This window comes from Acinetobacter gerneri DSM 14967 = CIP 107464 = MTCC 9824 (assembly GCF_000368565.1).
GTDB lineage: Bacteria > Pseudomonadota > Gammaproteobacteria > Pseudomonadales > Moraxellaceae > Acinetobacter > Acinetobacter gerneri.
In genome coordinates this window covers 337,699-353,409 of sequence record NZ_KB849545.1, presented here as the reverse complement: position 1 = coordinate 353,409, position 15,711 = coordinate 337,699, and the positions used below count along the sequence as shown (strand labels likewise).

The 15,711-nt window shown below is 39.9% G+C and carries 14 protein-coding genes and 4 tRNA genes; 14 read left to right on the top strand and 4 right to left on the bottom strand.

Features of this window, described 5'->3' with window-relative positions; all coding sequences use genetic code 11:
* Positions 1–21: 21 nt before the first annotated feature.
* From coaE to pilB, 4 genes are all read right to left on the bottom strand, one after another.
* Positions 22–642, bottom strand: a complete 621-nt coding sequence (coaE, locus tag F960_RS16745; RefSeq protein WP_004867837.1) for a dephospho-CoA kinase — start codon at positions 640–642, stop codon at positions 22–24.
* 21 nt (positions 643–663) lie between these two features.
* A complete protein-coding gene (locus tag F960_RS16740) occupies positions 664–1,524 on the bottom strand; it encodes a prepilin peptidase (RefSeq protein ID WP_004867834.1) in 861 nt (286 codons plus the stop codon).
* Between the two features lie 35 nt (positions 1,525–1,559).
* Positions 1,560–2,786, bottom strand: coding sequence for a type II secretion system F family protein (locus tag F960_RS16735; RefSeq protein ID WP_004867833.1), 1,227 nt, complete (start codon positions 2,784–2,786; stop codon positions 1,560–1,562).
* A 73-nt stretch (positions 2,787–2,859) separates the two neighbouring features.
* Entirely contained in the window at positions 2,860–4,563 is a 1,704-nt protein-coding gene (pilB, locus tag F960_RS16730; RefSeq protein WP_004867828.1) for a type IV-A pilus assembly ATPase PilB, read from the bottom strand.
* Positions 4,564–4,852: 289 nt separating this feature from the next.
* Between pilB and tpiA the strand changes: the two genes are divergently transcribed.
* The 14 genes from tpiA (at position 4,853) to F960_RS16660 (ending at position 15,644) form a co-directional block, all read left to right on the top strand.
* Positions 4,853–5,644 carry a triose-phosphate isomerase gene (gene tpiA / locus F960_RS16725; RefSeq protein ID WP_004867825.1) on the top strand — a complete coding sequence of 264 codons (792 nt, stop codon included), beginning with the start codon at positions 4,853–4,855 and terminating at the stop codon, positions 5,642–5,644.
* 12 nt (positions 5,645–5,656) lie between these two features.
* Positions 5,657–6,082 (top strand): preprotein translocase subunit SecG, encoded by a 426-nt coding sequence (secG, locus tag F960_RS16720; RefSeq protein ID WP_004867821.1) that lies wholly within the window; start codon positions 5,657–5,659, stop codon positions 6,080–6,082.
* A gap of 53 nt (positions 6,083–6,135) precedes the next feature.
* Positions 6,136–6,220 (top strand) — tRNA-Leu (locus F960_RS16715).
* Positions 6,221–6,256: 36 nt separating this feature from the next.
* A tRNA-Met gene (locus F960_RS16710) sits at positions 6,257–6,333 on the top strand.
* A 77-nt stretch (positions 6,334–6,410) separates the two neighbouring features.
* Positions 6,411–6,487 (top strand) — tRNA-Met (locus F960_RS16705).
* 95 nt (positions 6,488–6,582) lie between these two features.
* Positions 6,583–6,659: transfer RNA gene (locus tag F960_RS16700), tRNA-Met, on the top strand.
* A 226-nt stretch (positions 6,660–6,885) separates the two neighbouring features.
* Positions 6,886–7,410 (top strand): ribosome maturation factor RimP, encoded by a 525-nt coding sequence (rimP, locus tag F960_RS16695; RefSeq protein WP_004867819.1) that lies wholly within the window; start codon positions 6,886–6,888, stop codon positions 7,408–7,410.
* Positions 7,411–7,447: 37 nt separating this feature from the next.
* Positions 7,448–8,932 carry a transcription termination factor NusA gene (nusA, locus tag F960_RS16690; protein WP_004867814.1) on the top strand — a complete coding sequence of 495 codons (1,485 nt, stop codon included), beginning with the start codon at positions 7,448–7,450 and terminating at the stop codon, positions 8,930–8,932.
* A 10-nt stretch (positions 8,933–8,942) separates the two neighbouring features.
* Positions 8,943–11,648 (top strand): translation initiation factor IF-2, encoded by a 2,706-nt coding sequence (gene infB / locus F960_RS16685; RefSeq protein WP_004867811.1) that lies wholly within the window; start codon positions 8,943–8,945, stop codon positions 11,646–11,648.
* Positions 11,648–12,046, top strand: coding sequence for a ribosome-binding factor A (locus F960_RS16680; protein ID WP_004867808.1), 399 nt, complete (start codon positions 11,648–11,650; stop codon positions 12,044–12,046). Before infB ends, F960_RS16680 begins: the two co-directional genes overlap by 1 nt.
* A gap of 412 nt (positions 12,047–12,458) precedes the next feature.
* Complete coding sequence (locus F960_RS16675) at positions 12,459–13,319, top strand: tetratricopeptide repeat protein (RefSeq protein WP_004867805.1); 861 nt, start codon at positions 12,459–12,461, stop codon at positions 13,317–13,319.
* A gap of 61 nt (positions 13,320–13,380) precedes the next feature.
* Complete coding sequence (locus F960_RS16670) at positions 13,381–13,968, top strand: LemA family protein (protein ID WP_004867803.1); 588 nt, start codon at positions 13,381–13,383, stop codon at positions 13,966–13,968.
* Between the two features lie 30 nt (positions 13,969–13,998).
* Positions 13,999–15,090 carry a TPM domain-containing protein gene (locus tag F960_RS16665; RefSeq protein WP_020846499.1) on the top strand — a complete coding sequence of 364 codons (1,092 nt, stop codon included), beginning with the start codon at positions 13,999–14,001 and terminating at the stop codon, positions 15,088–15,090.
* Positions 15,084–15,644, top strand: coding sequence for a TPM domain-containing protein (locus F960_RS16660; RefSeq protein WP_004867795.1), 561 nt, complete (start codon positions 15,084–15,086; stop codon positions 15,642–15,644). Before F960_RS16665 ends, F960_RS16660 begins: the two co-directional genes overlap by 7 nt.
* The last annotated feature ends 67 nt before the right edge of the window (positions 15,645–15,711 follow it).

The following is a 15,711-nucleotide window of genomic DNA, read 5'->3' as shown; positions in this document are numbered from 1 at the left end:
TACTTGAGCGACATTTTTATTTTAAGGCTGAGCTGATTTTTGATATTGCTGCGCTTTTTGCAAATAATGCTGATGCAGGGGTTCTAATTTGTCATATAAGTGGACTAATTGCCCATCATTGAGCACGATATCATCCGCAAACTTGTGCTTTTCAGATCGAGGCATTTGTGCAGCGATAATTTTTTGGATTTGCTCAACAGACTGTCCATCTCGTTCGGCAGCACGCATGATTTGCAAATCTTCTGATGCATCAATCAATAAGTTGTGATGAGTCAATTGGTGCTGATTGGTTTCAAATAAAAGCGGTGAAACCAAGATTGAATAGGGGCTTTGTGCTGCATTGAGTTGTTGAATGATCGAGCTTCGAATCGCAGGGTGGGTAATCGCTTCAAGGCTTTGTCTTGCAGTTGGATCTTTGAAAATATGCTCTCTAAGCGCGGCACGATTCAGTTCACCATTGTCCAACAAAACCCAGTCGCCAAAACTTTGTTGAATTTGATCTAAAGCGGGTTGACCTTTTTGCACGATTTCTCGGGCAACAATATCGGCATCAACAACTTGTATTCCTTGATTTTCAAACCATTGACTGGCTGCGGATTTACCACTACCGATACCACCTGTTAAACCGAGAATAAATGTCATCATTCTTCCTTGTGCAGGGGCTTAATAGCCCAAATACATTTTCATGATCTGATCTCCCCAGAGTAGGCTGATCCAACCTGCAATCGCAAGATAAGGACCAAATGCAAAGGGTTGATTCTGTTTTGTACGTTTAAGCAAAATAATACCAATAATTGCGCCAAACAGTGAAGAAACTAACACAATTAATGGCAACATCAAGGGACCTGTCCATGCTCCCAAAGCCGCAAGTAGTTTGAAATCACCATAGCCCATGCCTTCTTTTTTGGTCAGCACTTTAAATAGGTAATACACGATCCATAAGCATAAAAATCCGATCACATAACCTAAAATGGCTGAGCGAGGTGTTACAAAAATCGCATAAGCATTGACGACAAGACCTAAGCCAGCCAAGGGGAAGGTCAAGCGATCAGGGAGAAGTTGTGTGTCAAAATCAATAAAGGTGAGCGCGATCAAGATCCAAGTGAAAATTAGTGCAAAGACCATTTGCAAGCTTGCACCAAAAACATAAACCACGGCGAGAGAACAGACTACAGTGAGTAGCTCGATGAGAGGGTAGCGCAAGCTAATCTTATTTTGACAGTTCGCACATTTCCCTTTTAGACATAACCAACTGATGAGCGGGATATTTTGATACCAACGTATAGGACTGTGACAACTTGGACAGTTTGATGGAGGAAAACTTAAACTGAGCTTTTTTTGTTCTGGTGGCGTTTGTTCAGGATGTAAGTACGCATGACATTCTTCAGTCCATTCTTGTTCTAGGATCAATGGAAGCCGGTAAATCACGACATTTAAAAAACTCCCAATACATAAACTCAAGATGCCTATACATAAATATAAGGCGATTGGCGTATTGGTGAGATATTCGATCAGTTCATACATGTTTAAATTGCAGCCATTTCTCAGTGTTATGTTTTTTAGAAAATAGAACCCATTTTAAAGATCGGTAAATACATCGCAATGACTAAACCTCCGACCAATATCCCTAAAATGACCATGATCAACGGTTCTAGTAGCGAAGTTAAACCATCTACAGCATGGTCGACCTCATCTTCATAATAATTGGCAACCTTTTCTAACATAGCATCCAATGCACCAGACTCTTCACCGATCGCAACCATCTGAATCGCCATTGTTGGAAAGCGGTTGGTCAATCGCATGGCAAAATTGAGTTGTTGCCCTGTTGAAACATTTTCTTTGATTTTTAATACAGCATTTTCAAAAATCACATTATTGGTTGCACCGGCTGTAGATTGCAACGCATCGATCAAGGGTACACCTGCAGCAAAAGTCGTCGATAGCGTTCGACTAAATCGGGCAATAATTGCTTTATAAATTAGATCACCGAAGATCGGTAGCTTTAGTGACAATTTATCTAAATAATCACGAAATTTTTTACTCCGTTTCTTAGATTGAACAAAAGCAATCACCATCATGATCATCATCAAAACCACTGCAATCCAGTAGTTTTGCATCCAAACAGACATGGAAACCACCATTTGAGTAAACAAGGGTAATTCTTGCCCAAAAGAAGTAAAAATATCCTGAAATACAGGCACAACTTTAATCATCAGTAGTATGGTTACGGCAATTGCCACAATGATGACAAAAATAGGATATTTCAATGCTTTTTTAATTTTCATTTTAAGTTGCTCACTTTTTTCTTTATAAGTTGCAACACGTTCTAACATGGTATCTAAAGAGCCAGATTGCTCACCTGATTCAACCAAAGAACAAAATAACTGGTCGAAATATTGAGGGAATTTGCGTAAACCACCAGCAAAAGTATTGCCATTTTCGACTTCACTTTTGATCCCAGCTACAACATTACGCATGCTTTGATTGTCTAATCCCTCAGAGACGATATCAAGCCCTTGGACTAAAGGTACGCCAGCACGCATCATAGTCGCGAGCTGCCGAGTAAAAATCGTGATATCGAGTGAGCTTATCCCGCGTTTAAAAAGCTGCCCTAAAATATCTTTGCGTTTTTCTTTAATATGACTGACTACAATGCCTTGTTTGCGTAAAGAAACTTTGGCTAAGGCAATATTTTTTGCGGGAATATCACCTTTAATTTTTACGCCTTTACGGTCCACACCTTCATAACTAAATGATAGGGTGCTTTCTATTTTTTTCTTCGCCATAACTCAACCCCAAAACACAAATGCTTAAAACTTTAAATCTAAAAACTCTGAATCTAAAAAAAACGTTAAATCTTTAATCGTTATTGGTGACGCGATTGATTTCTTGTAGCGATGTTTCCCCTTGTAAAACTTTTTTCAAACCCGAACGTCGTAAATTGTCAAAACCTAATTTTTTTGCCACTTCAGCAAGCTGTATCGCATTGGCATCTTGCATGATCATTTTGGAAATTTCGGGCGTGATTGAAATGATTTCATAAATCCCGATTCGTCCTTTGTAGCCCTCACGACATTCACGGCAACCCACAGGTTTATAGATTTTAAATTGTGGTGTGAGGTCTTGTGGCAAAAAGCCCATTTCCAACAAGCTATGTGCAGGGATTTCAATTGCCGTTTTACATTCCACACATAAGCGTCGCACCAAGCGTTGGGCAATGACCATATTGATTGAAGTTGCAATATTGAAAGAAGGAATGCCCATATTACGCAAACGAGTCAGTGTTTCTGAGGCGCTGTTGGTATGTAGTGTAGACATCACCATATGACCTGTTTGCGCTGCTTTAATCGCGATTTCAGCAGTTTCGAGATCTCGAATTTCGCCAACCATGATAATGTCAGGGTCCTGACGTAAAAATGATTTGAGTGCATTGGCAAAGGTCAGACCGACTTTTTGATTGACATTGACTTGGTTGATTCCATCAAGATTGATTTCGACAGGGTCTTCAACTGTTGAAATATTATAGCTTTCTGTATTTAAAATATTTAACCCAGTATAGAGTGAAACCGTTTTGCCTGAGCCTGTAGGACCTGTAATGAGCAACATACCTTGCGGTCTATTTAGTGCATTGAGAAAAGCTGTTTTCTGCTCATCTTCAAAACCCAGTGCATCAATATTGATATTTGCACTAGAAGAATCCAAAATCCGCAGCGCAATTTTTTCACCATAAATCGTCGGAAGAGAGTTCACCCGAAAATCAATCGATTTTGTTTTGGAAAGTTTTAGCTTGATTCGCCCATCTTGAGGCACACGTTTTTCAGAAATATCCATCTGTGCCATGACTTTTAGACGTGCAGCCAGTCGTTTAGCCAGTTGCAAAGGGGGACTGACGATTTGCCTCAAGATCCCATCGATACGATAACGTACCCGATAGACTTTTTCATAAGGCTCAAAATGTAAATCTGAAGCGCCCATGCGGATAGCATCAATCAATAATTTATTGACATATTTGACGATCGGGGCTTCTTCAGCCGAAGTTTCTTCTTCCTCGATTTCACGATCATCTTGGGCTTGAACGATGTCAATATCAAAGTCTTCTTCAATAAAATCTAAAGCATGGTTGGGACTAAAATATTGCTCCAATACCCGAAGCAATTTATGTTGTTCGACGATAATGGGATGCACATTAAGCTTGCTGTTAAAGCGTATTGCATCAATTGCATCCAGATTGGTTGGATTGCTGATAGCAACAAAGAGGACATTGCCTCGTTGCAATAACGGGATCACCTGATTTTTTACAAATAATTGTTGATCAATGATGTCTTTTGGAAAATGTTGAGGATCAAAAGCATCCAAATCGAGTAGGGGCATGCCAAAGTCTTGTGCAATCGCTTCAGCAATGATTAAAGATTTAATACGATAATGTTCAACCAGATAAGAAACCACATCTTGATTAGACGCTTTGGACTGTAGAAATGCGTTTTGCATTTCTTGTTGTGAGAGATGACCCTGCTCAACCAATCGGTGAGAAAAACCCGATAGTTTAATCACTGCTGTTTGCACAGATTTCCCCAAATCAAATATTAAAAAATTAACTAAAAAAATTATGATTATTTATTGATGAAATTATACGGTTATATGCATAAAAAGCCACTTGGCAAATCTTTGCTGTTCAGCATTTATGAAATGAAACAGTGATTTATTCGAGATTTTGATAGAAAATTTTTATGATTATTTTAGATTGCCTATCGACAAAATGACAAAAGTGAATATGAAAGACAATAATTTTATTATAAAGCTGTGCATTTTCCGTGTAGAATGACCGCATTTTTGAAAATAGGTTATTTAGACTATGTCGGGTTCGACTATTAAACCTTGGGTTGTCGGCAACTGGAAAATGAACCCTGTGCAATCTAATGCCCAACAACTGATTGAAGAATTCAAACAACTTTTGCAACAAAATCCAATTTTAGAAGAGCAATGCCAGATTGGTGTCGCACCTATTTCTATTGCTTTGCAACATGTTCAACAGCAATTGGCTGATGCAAATCGTTCGATTTTGACTGTAGCTCAAGATCTTTCACGTTTTGCAGGAACAGGGGCTTATACTGGCGAAGTCAGTGCAGAATTATTAAAAGATAGTTCAATAGAATATGTCTTGGTTGGTCATTCTGAGCGTCGTGAGATCTTGGGTGATACAACTGAAGTGCTTAAAGCAAAAGTACAAAATGCTTTGAATGCTGGTTTAACCGTGATTTATTGTGTAGGTGAAAGCCTAGAACAACGTGAAGCTGGACAAGCTGAACAAGTGGTATTGCAACAAATTTGTGATATTACTGCGGTTGTAAAAGCAGATGACTGGCGCAATATAGTCATTGCTTATGAACCAATTTGGGCAATTGGCACAGGTAAAACAGCGTCGCCTGAAGATGCACAAATGATGCATGCAAAAATTCGCGAAGGTTTAAGCCAAATTACAGCTTTGGGTGCAAGTATTGCTATTTTATATGGCGGTAGTGTAAAACCTGAAAATGCTGCAGATTTAGCAAACTGTCCAGATATCAATGGTGCACTGGTTGGTGGTGCATCTTTAAATGCTGAGTCGTTCTATAAGATCGCCGAAGCATTTGCAAATACAAAATAATAGGAGTTCAGCATGCAAACTTTTGTGCTGGTCGTACATATCATCTTAGCCGTCTTAATGATTGGACTTATTCTGGTACAACACGGGAAAGGTGCTGATGCAGGTGCATCATTTGGTGGTGGCGGTGCTGCGACTGTATTTGGTGCGTCAGGATCAGCGAGCTTTTTAACTCGTGTGACTGCAATATTGACTGCATTATTTTTTATTACCAGTTTAACTTTGGCGATCTTTGCAAAAAAAGCAACAACTGATGCTTATAGCTTGCAAGTACCGCAAACACAAACTGCACCAGCTCCTACAAATAATGGCGCGCCGTTACAACCAAACAACGGAGCACCTTTACAGCCGATCAATAGTGCACCAGCGCAACAAAATAATGCGCCAGTTCAGCCTAATTCGACTGATTCTTCGCCAACCGCACCGAAATCTGCGCAATAATTGAAATTAAAGCTTTCAATTTAGCAATGAAGCTACTAGAATGCGACACTGCTGCGGTGGTGGTGGAATTGGTAGACACGCTACCTTGAGGTGGTAGTGCTTTCGGGCGTGGGGGTTCAAGTCCCCCCTTCCGCACCAACAATGAACCAGATTGTTGGATGCAAGCAGCTTTGATGCGGGATGGAGCAGTCTGGTAGCTCGTCGGGCTCATAACCCGAAGGTCGTTGGTTCAAATCCAGCTCCCGCTACCATTTGATTAAGACACAACTTAATCAAATCAATTTATTAAACCTCATATTATTAAATTGCCTTTTAAATGTGATATCGGTGCGGGATGGAGCAGTCTGGTAGCTCGTCGGGCTCATAACCCGAAGGTCGTTGGTTCAAATCCAGCTCCCGCTACCAATTTTGATTCGATTTGCAATACGAATCAAAACGAAGAAAGTTGAAAAGTTTAATTGAATTTTTTTGCTACTTCGGATATAATTTTGCAACGTTGATGCGGGATGGAGCAGTCTGGTAGCTCGTCGGGCTCATAACCCGAAGGTCGTTGGTTCAAATCCAGCTCCCGCTACCAAGTTTCTTAAAAAGGCTCACAAATAGGTGGGTCTTTTTGCACAGTGGGCTACGGTTTTCTGTGTAATATAGGGGCGATTTACGCCCTTTTTTATTGGCTATCGTGTAGTGTCGATATGAGCCGTATACGGCGAAAAGTTAAAGTGTCATGTTTCACTACTACTATAGCGTGTATGGGTCAAAATCAGCCTTAGTCTGGTTTAATCGCACGAAAATGACGAGAGTAAATGAAGCTATCAAGTAAAACACAAGCACTCCATGATTTAATCGTTCCTGCAGTGCAAGCATGTGATGTAGAACTTTGGGGATTAGAATTTTTACCTCAAGGTAAGCGCTCTTTATTGCGTATCTATATCGACAAAGATGTTGAAGCAAATGCTGAGCCGATCATGAATGAAGACGGTGAAGTAGAGTTGGGTCGTGGTATTGGTGTACAAGATTGTGTGCGCGTGACTCAACAAGTTGGTGCTATTCTAGATGTCCATGATCCAATTTCAGGCGAATATGCTTTAGAAGTATCTTCACCAGGTTGGGATCGTCCGTTTTTTGAACTCAAACAAATGCAAGCGTATATTGGTCAACAAGTTGCCCTTCGTTTGATTGCAGCAGTCGATAACCGTCGTAAGTTCCAAGCTAAACTTGTTTCAGTTGATCTTGAAAATGAAATGATTCAAGTTGAAGTTGAAAAGCAACAAGTGCTTGATATTGATAGTAACAATATTGATAAAGCAAACTTGATCTTTCAGGACTAAATTTTAATTAATAAGAATTTGAAAAAGTAGGTGACTTATGGGCCGTGAAATTCTTACCGTCGCAGAAACGGTTAGTAATGAAAAAGGTGTTAGTCGTGAAGCGATCTTCGAAGCGCTTGAGCAAGCACTTGTAGCTGCAACGAAGAAAAAATTCTACGAAGGCACAAATTCTGAAGAAGCACAGCTTCGTGTAGAGATCGATCGCAAAACTGGTGAATACAGCACTTTCCGTCAATGGGAAGTTGTTGCAGATGAAGATCACGAAATGCCTGCTTGCCAAGACGCCATTTCAGATGTAGATCCTGCAAAATGGTCTATCGGCGATATTCGCGAATTAGAAGTACCTTCGATCGAGTTTGGTCGTATTGCTGCACAAATCGCAAAACAAGTGATCGTACAAAAAATTCGTGAAGCAGAACGTGCATTGGTTGCTGAAGCATACGAATCTAAAGTCGGTGAACTCATCTACGGTGAAGTGAAAAAACAAACTAAAGATGGCTTTATTATCGACTTAGGTGATAATGCTGAAGCATATCTTGCTCGTGAAGAAATGATTCCTAAAGAAATTCTACGTCCTAAACAACGTATGAATGCTATTTTATACAATGTCAACAAAGAAGGTCGTGGTGCACAATTGTTATTGTCACGTGCGAAACCTGAAATGTTGATCGCATTGATGAAAAAAGAAATTCCAGAAATTTCTGAAGAAATCATTGAGATTAAAGCAGCTGCACGTCAACCGGGTGTTCGTGCTAAAATTGCTGTGAAAACAAACGATCATCGTATTGATCCAGTCGGTGCTTGTATTGGTATGCGTGGTACACGTATCCAAGCAGTTCAATCTGAGTTAAATGGTGAGCGTATTGATGTTGTTGTATGGTCTGATGATCCAGCACAATATATCGCAAGTGCTTTAGAGCCTGCTGATGTATCAGGTATCGTGATCGATGAAGATGCACATACTGCTGACATTATCTTTGCAACAAGTGATCAACTTGCACGTGCGATTGGTTCTCAAGGTCAAAACGTACGTTTAGCATCAGAATTGACGGGTTATAAACTCGACATGATGCTTGAAGATGAATACCGTGCTCGTCAACAAAACGAAGCACAACAATACCTAGATATGTTTGTTTCGCGTCTAGATATTGAAGAAGACTTAGCAATGGCACTCGTGGAAATGGGCTTTACTTCTCTTGAAGAGATTGCTTATGTTCCTGCTGAAACTTTCGACGAAATCGAATTGGATTCAGACTTAGTAGAATTGTTGCAAAGTCGTGCAAAAGAAGCTGCTTTGGCGGATGCGCTTAAACAGCAAGAAAATATTCAAGATCCAAGTGCTGAACTTCTAGAAATGGAAGGAATGACGAAAGAGATCGCTTATTTATTAGCCGCTCGTGGTGTGGTCACTGTTGACGATTTAGCAGACCAAGCGACTGACGATATTTCTGATATCGAAGGTTTAGGTGCTGAAAAAGCAGGTCAGCTCATTATGAAAGCGCGTGAATCATGGTTTAACTAGGAGGTAATACATGACGGATAAGTCAATTCAAGAGTTAGCAGTCAACGTAGGACTTTCAGTTGAAAAGCTTCTAGAACAAGTGAAAGAAGCAGGTTTGCCGCAAAACAAAGCTGATGACAAAATCACGACTCAACAGCAAGATACCCTTGTCAACCATTTGAAAAAATCACATGGTCAAGACTTAGGTCATGCAGGAAAAATCACGTTGAAACGTAAAACAACGAGTACAGCCAAAGTGGCAAGTACATCAGGAAAGCCAAAGACGATTAATGTCGAGGTTCGCAAAAAGCATACTTTTGCAAAACCAGATCCTGAACAAATCAAAGCTGAAGCATTAGCTAAAGCAGAAGCTCAAGCAAAAGAACGTGCTCATGAAAAATCACGTGAAGATGCTGAGCGTAAACATCGTGATGAGTCTGAAAGCAAAGCGAAAGCAACTTTAGACGCAATGCGTGCGGCTCAACATAAAAAAGAAGTTGCTTCGGCATCTCCTAAAGCTGAAGTGGTTGTAAAACGTAAATCAACCAACAAACCAATTGTCAAAGTTGCTAAACCTGCTGAAACAGCTGAGCAGAAAAAAGCACGTGAAGCTCAAACTGCACAGCTTAAAGCTACAGAAGAAGCAGCGCGTCGTAAAGCAGCTGAAGAAGCGCAACAACGTACGCTTGAGCAAATGCGTAAAATGGCATCTAAATACTCAAGCGATGAGACGACTACAACGATTCGTGTTGTAGATGATTCTCCGCTTGCAGCTGGTTTGGTTGGTCAGGCTTACGAAGATTCATTTGCGAAAGAAGACCGTGAAATCAAACGTGGCGGCGGTACTAAAGATACTCGTGGTCAGAAGAAAGGCGGTCGTCGTGGTCAAGAAGAGCAATCTTTCAGCCATAACCCACACAAACGCGGTTTGAAAACTAGCCAAGCAAACAAGCATGGCTTTGAAAAACCAGTTAAAAAACAAATTTATGATGTTGAAATTGGTGAAACCATTGTTGTTGCTGATTTGGCACAAAAAATGGCAGTTAAGGTTCGTGAAGTAATCAAAACCTTAATGAAAATGGGTGAACTTGTTACTCAAAACCAAGCGATTGACCAAGACACAGCAGCACTTGTTGTTGAAGAAATGGGTCACAATCCAGTACTTGTTTCAGAAACTCAAGCAGAAGATAACTTGCTTGAAGCAGCTGAAGAAGCACGTGGTGAGCAAACAACTCGTCCACCAGTTGTAACTATCATGGGTCACGTTGACCATGGTAAAACATCACTTCTTGACCGCATTCGTCGTTCAAAAGTGGCAGCAGGCGAGGCTGGTGGTATCACACAGCATATCGGTGCTTACCATGTGAAAACTGACAAAGGCATTATTACATTCCTAGACACACCAGGACACGCAGCATTTACTGCAATGCGTTCACGTGGTGCAAAAGCGACTGATATCGTAGTGCTTGTTGTTGCTGCTGATGATGGTGTAATGCCACAAACAGCAGAAGCAATCGATCACGCACGTGCAGCGGGTACTCCAATTATTGTTGCAATCAACAAAATGGATAAAGAATCTGCTGATCCAGATCGCGTATTGAATGAATTGACTGCAAAACAAATCGTTCCTGAACAATGGGGCGGTGATGTACCTGTAGCAATGGTTTCAGCACATTCTGGTGCTGGGATTGATGAATTACTTGATTTGATCTCTATCCAAGCTGAAATGTTAGAGCTTAAAGCATCTACAGAAGGTGCGGCACAAGGTGTTGTAATCGAATCACGTATCGACAAAGGTCGTGGTGCAGTTACTTCTATCTTGGTACAAAACGGTACATTACATATCGGTGATCTTGTACTTGCTGGTTCATCACATGGCCGCGTACGTGCGATGTCTGATGAAAATGGTAAGCGTATCAAGTCTGCAGGTCCTTCAATTCCAGTTGAAATTTTAGGTCTTCCAGATGCGCCAATGGCGGGTGATGAAGTTCTTGTTGTAAATGACGAGAAAAAAGCCCGTGAAGTTGCTGATGCACGTGCTGATCGCGAACGCCAAAAACGTCTTGAACGTCAAAGTGCGATGCGTCTTGAAAACATTATGGCTTCTATGGGTAAAAAAGATATCCCAGCAGTCAATATTGTCCTCAAAACAGACGTACGTGGTACTTTGGAAGCATTAACTGTTGCATTGAACGATCTTTCTACTGATGAAGTAAAAGTACGTATCATTGGTTCAGGTGTTGGTGCGATCACAGAATCTGACGTAACACTTGCAGAATCTTCTGATGGTGTATTGTTAGGCTTTAACGTTCGTGCGGATGCTACAGCGCGTCAAAAATCTGACCAAGACGGTATCGACATTCGTTACTACAGCATCATCTATGAATTGATCGATGATGTTAAAAATGCAATGAGCGGTAAACTTGCGCCAGAACATCGTGAAACAATTCTTGGTGTGGCTCAAGTACGTGAAGTCTTCCGTTCTAGTAAGTTTGGCGCAGCAGCCGGCTGTATGGTAATGGAAGGTGTAATTCACCGTAATAAACCAATCCGTGTCCTTCGTGATGACGTGGTTGTATTCCAAGGTGAGCTTGAATCACTTCGTCGCTATAAAGAAGTAGTTGAAGAAGTTCGTGCTGGTATGGAATGTGGTCTTGCGGTTAAAGGTTATAACGACATCAAAGAACTCGATAAGATCGAAGTTTATGATGTTCAAGAAGTTAAACGGAGTCTTTAATGGCGGGTAGTCAGCGTCTTAAGCGTATGGGGGATAGCGTACAACGTGAGTTGTCAGAGCTTATTCGTCAGGAGCTTAAAGATCCGCGCCTAGGTGGTCTTGTGACCATCTCTGGCGTGAAAGTCAGCCCAGACCTAGGTTATGCCGATGTTTATGTCACAGTAATGGGACGTGAGTTAGATAACGACCAAAATGAAGAAGCGCACAAAGAAACTCTAGATGTCCTCAACAAGGCAGCGGGTTTCTTGCGTCAAGAATTGGGTCGTCGTATCAAAACACGTGTAACGCCTCGTTTGCGTTTCCACTATGACAAAACCAATGCCTATGGTAACTATATGTTTGGTCTGATTGCTGAGGCAGTCAAAGATTTGCCTGAGCAAAAACAAGACGAAGAGTAAATCTCTATAAAAAAGCTGTCTTAGGACAGCTTTTTTTATGCATGATTTTATGAATAGCTTTTATGTATGGCTCTTATATAGTTTTATGTTTTTACCCAAGACTTTAATATTTTAAGGTGAAATTGTGGATAACTTTTGACTTATCCACTGCAACTTATTCACAGATGAATCGTGTCATCCCGATTTCGTTAAAACATTAAAAGCCAAAGACAAGATATTAAATTGAAGCATTTGACGATATCGATTCAAAATCCTGAATAGACTCTCAATATTTAGATCCAAAAATAACATAAGATATGAATCAATTTAAATTAACTCCCTAGAACATATTATTTTTTTAAAAATATCAGCCGTATCTATTGATTAAAAAATGTGCTTAAATTGCATATTATATTTTATTACAATCAATACAATGACAAAATTATCACATAAAGCTTTGATTTTATTTTCCATTCTTTCTTTAAGTAGCCCGTCAGTTTTTGCCTGTATCAATACTTATGCTTTTGAATTAGGGCGAGGTCTAAGCAAAGAGGAGATCAAGGCAAAATTGGCTGAAAATCTAAAAAAACCATATAAAACTGTAGCGCAACAAAATGATTATGCAGTCATTTTGATCTATGATGGACAATATAAAAAAGCCATTCAACTGTTAACGCAACTGGAAAAACAGCACCCCAATTTGGCAAAAACTGCGGCAAATTTAGGAACGGCTTATGAGTTGGATGGGCAAATCGAAAAAGCAAAATATTGGATTTTACAAGGTTTAAAACGTGATCCAAATATTCATCATGGCAGTGAATGGATCCATATCAAAATTTTAGATGCAGAACTAGCCATACAGAAACAGCCAGATTGGTTGAAAAATCATGATGTTTTAGGTTTAGATTTTGGAAAAAAAGCGGCACCTATTGCACATATTGAAAAAATTAGCTTTAATCAGAAAAAATATGATCTTGATCAAGTATTAGAACACAGTAAAATCCAAATGGATCAACGACTTAAATTTGTGAACAAGGATCCAATATCAGCTCAAATTGTGTTCAATATGGCAAATATTGAAGTGGTTCAATATAGCAATGAACAGGATACGCCGATCTTTTTATATGATATGGCAGGAGATTTAAACTACCAAAATCCGAAGCTTATCCACGAGCGCAAAGATTATCTTCAATATTCAAAATGGTATAAATTTAAATCATTTACAATCCAAATTGCGAGAGGGATTTCAAATTTATTTTCGCATTTAATATCAGAAATTAAACAAAAGGTCTAAAAATTCTGTATAGAATGTTTTTATCTGAACAAATACAAAGAAATACTTGAGGTCTAAATAAATGAATATGATCAAGAAAGGTTTAGTTGCGCTGACTTTGGCTAGCACATTAACATTTACAGGTTGTGGTTATAATACGCTACAACAAAAAGATGAGGCTGTGACAGCATCATGGTCTGAGGTGGAAAACCAATACCAACGTCGTGCTGATTTGGTGCCGAACCTAGTCAATGTGGTGAAAGGTTATGCAACGCATGAAGAAAAAGTATTGACCGAAGTCACAGAAGCTCGTGCCAATGTTGCAGGCTTAAAAGTAGATAAAGAAGTTTTGAATGATCCAGAATTGTTTAAAAAATATCAACAAGCTCAATCACAAATGACAGGTGCTTTATCTCGTCTCTTGGCAGTGACAGAAAATTATCCAGATCTAAAAGCCAATGAACAATTTAAAGACTTGCAAGCACAATTAGAAGGTACAGAAAACCGTATCGCAGTTGCGCGTAATCGTTATATTACAACGGTTCAAGACTACAACACTTATGTACGTCAGTTCCCTCAAGCTATGACTGCTAAAGTGATTGGCATGAAAACTAAACCAAACTTTAGTGCAGACGCTGGATCAAATAAAGCACCAACCGTAAGTTTCTAATTTGTTCAAAACAAAGCGATAGGTGTGGATATGCCAGAAAAAAAACCATCTTTTGTTTCCGACATGATCAGGATATTTTCGATCATGTCTTTGGTTGTGCTCGGCTTTTGCTCAAGCCTGAGTTATAGCCAAACCGCGACAGCAGTCGATCAGGAACAAGAAACAGAAGATGCGATTGTGATGAATAAAATCATCAAAAATCAGCAACAAAATAATGCGCAAAGCAAGCAATCTACACCTGCGCAACAAAGTGCAAGTCCTGCATCAGATGCAGTCGCAAATGATATGCAGGAAGGGCAGACTGAACGCCAATTACCTACACTGAACGAACCGATTATTGATCAGGCAAATTTGTTAAATCCACAAGATAAACAAGCTTTATCTCAACAAATTAAAGCATTGCATGATCAAGGAAAAGCGCAGATTGGTGTAATCATCGTGCCGACAACAGGTCAAGAAGATATTTTTGATTATGCAATGCGAGTTGCACAAGCTTGGAAACTCGGCTCAAAAGCACAAGACAATGGTTTGTTGATGGCGATTGCTGTAAATGACCATAAAATTCAAATTTTGAGTGGCTATGGTTTAGAAGGTGTATTGCCAGATGTGGTGTTGAGTCGAATTATACGAAATCAGATCACACCATATTTTAAACAAAATCAATATACTCAAGGCATTCAAGCAGGTATTACAGAAATCAGTAATATCCTCAACCAAGATCCTGAAGTTGCCCAAAAAGCAGCACAGGAGCTAAAAGAGAGACAAGAACAAGCCCTACATGAACAGCAAGCTAAAGAAAATACACTGACTACTGTTGCGATTATTTTAATCGTGGGAATTTTTGCATCGTTTATTGTGGGAAATCGAATCAGTGCAGCAACCGCAGGTGTAGCAGCCTGTGCCGCAGGATTGATTTATGGCTCAGGAATTGTGATGAGTCTGATCATGGGTGTAGGCGTATTTTTCCTCTTGATCACATCGATTGCTCAATTGATATTTCAAATGTTTCTCTCTGGAGGAGGACGTGGTGGCGGTGGTCGAGGAGGTGGCTTCGGTGGCGGCGGAGGCTATAGTGGTGGTGGCGGAAGCTTTGGCGGAGGAGGCGCATCAGGATCATGGTAAGTACTACAGATACAACGGAAATTATTACTGAGCCAAAACTCAATGAAACAGTACAACCGAGTTTAGGACGATGGTTTAAGCATTTTTTCTATATGCCTGCTTCAAAGCGTTATTTTTCCAAAGCTGATCAGATGGCGATTGCTGAAGCAGTGAAACAAGCTGAATTTGGTCATGTTGGCGAAATTCAAGTGGTGATCGAAGGTCATATTCCGTGTTCTACAGCTTATTATCACAATACGCGTCTACGCGCACAGCAACTTTTTGCTGAGCTTGGTGTGTGGGATACGGAGTTTAATAGTGGAATATTACTCTATCTCAACTTATGTGAAAAAAATGTTGAAATCGTGATAGATCGAGGCATTGATCAAGCCACAGCTCAACAACAATGGGATCAAATCTGTCTCCATATCAGTTCCGAGCTTGCGAATAAAAACTATAGAAAAGCTTTGATCGACGGTGTTGCTGAGATTGGTGAGATTTTATCTGATTATTATGATGGTCAGCAGCGTGATCTCGAAAATGAACTGGAAAATAGTCCGATTATTCTTAACTAATCGAATTTATAAAATAGGTAAAAAAGTGACGAAATTTGTCACTTTTTTACTTTTTAGGCGCTATAAA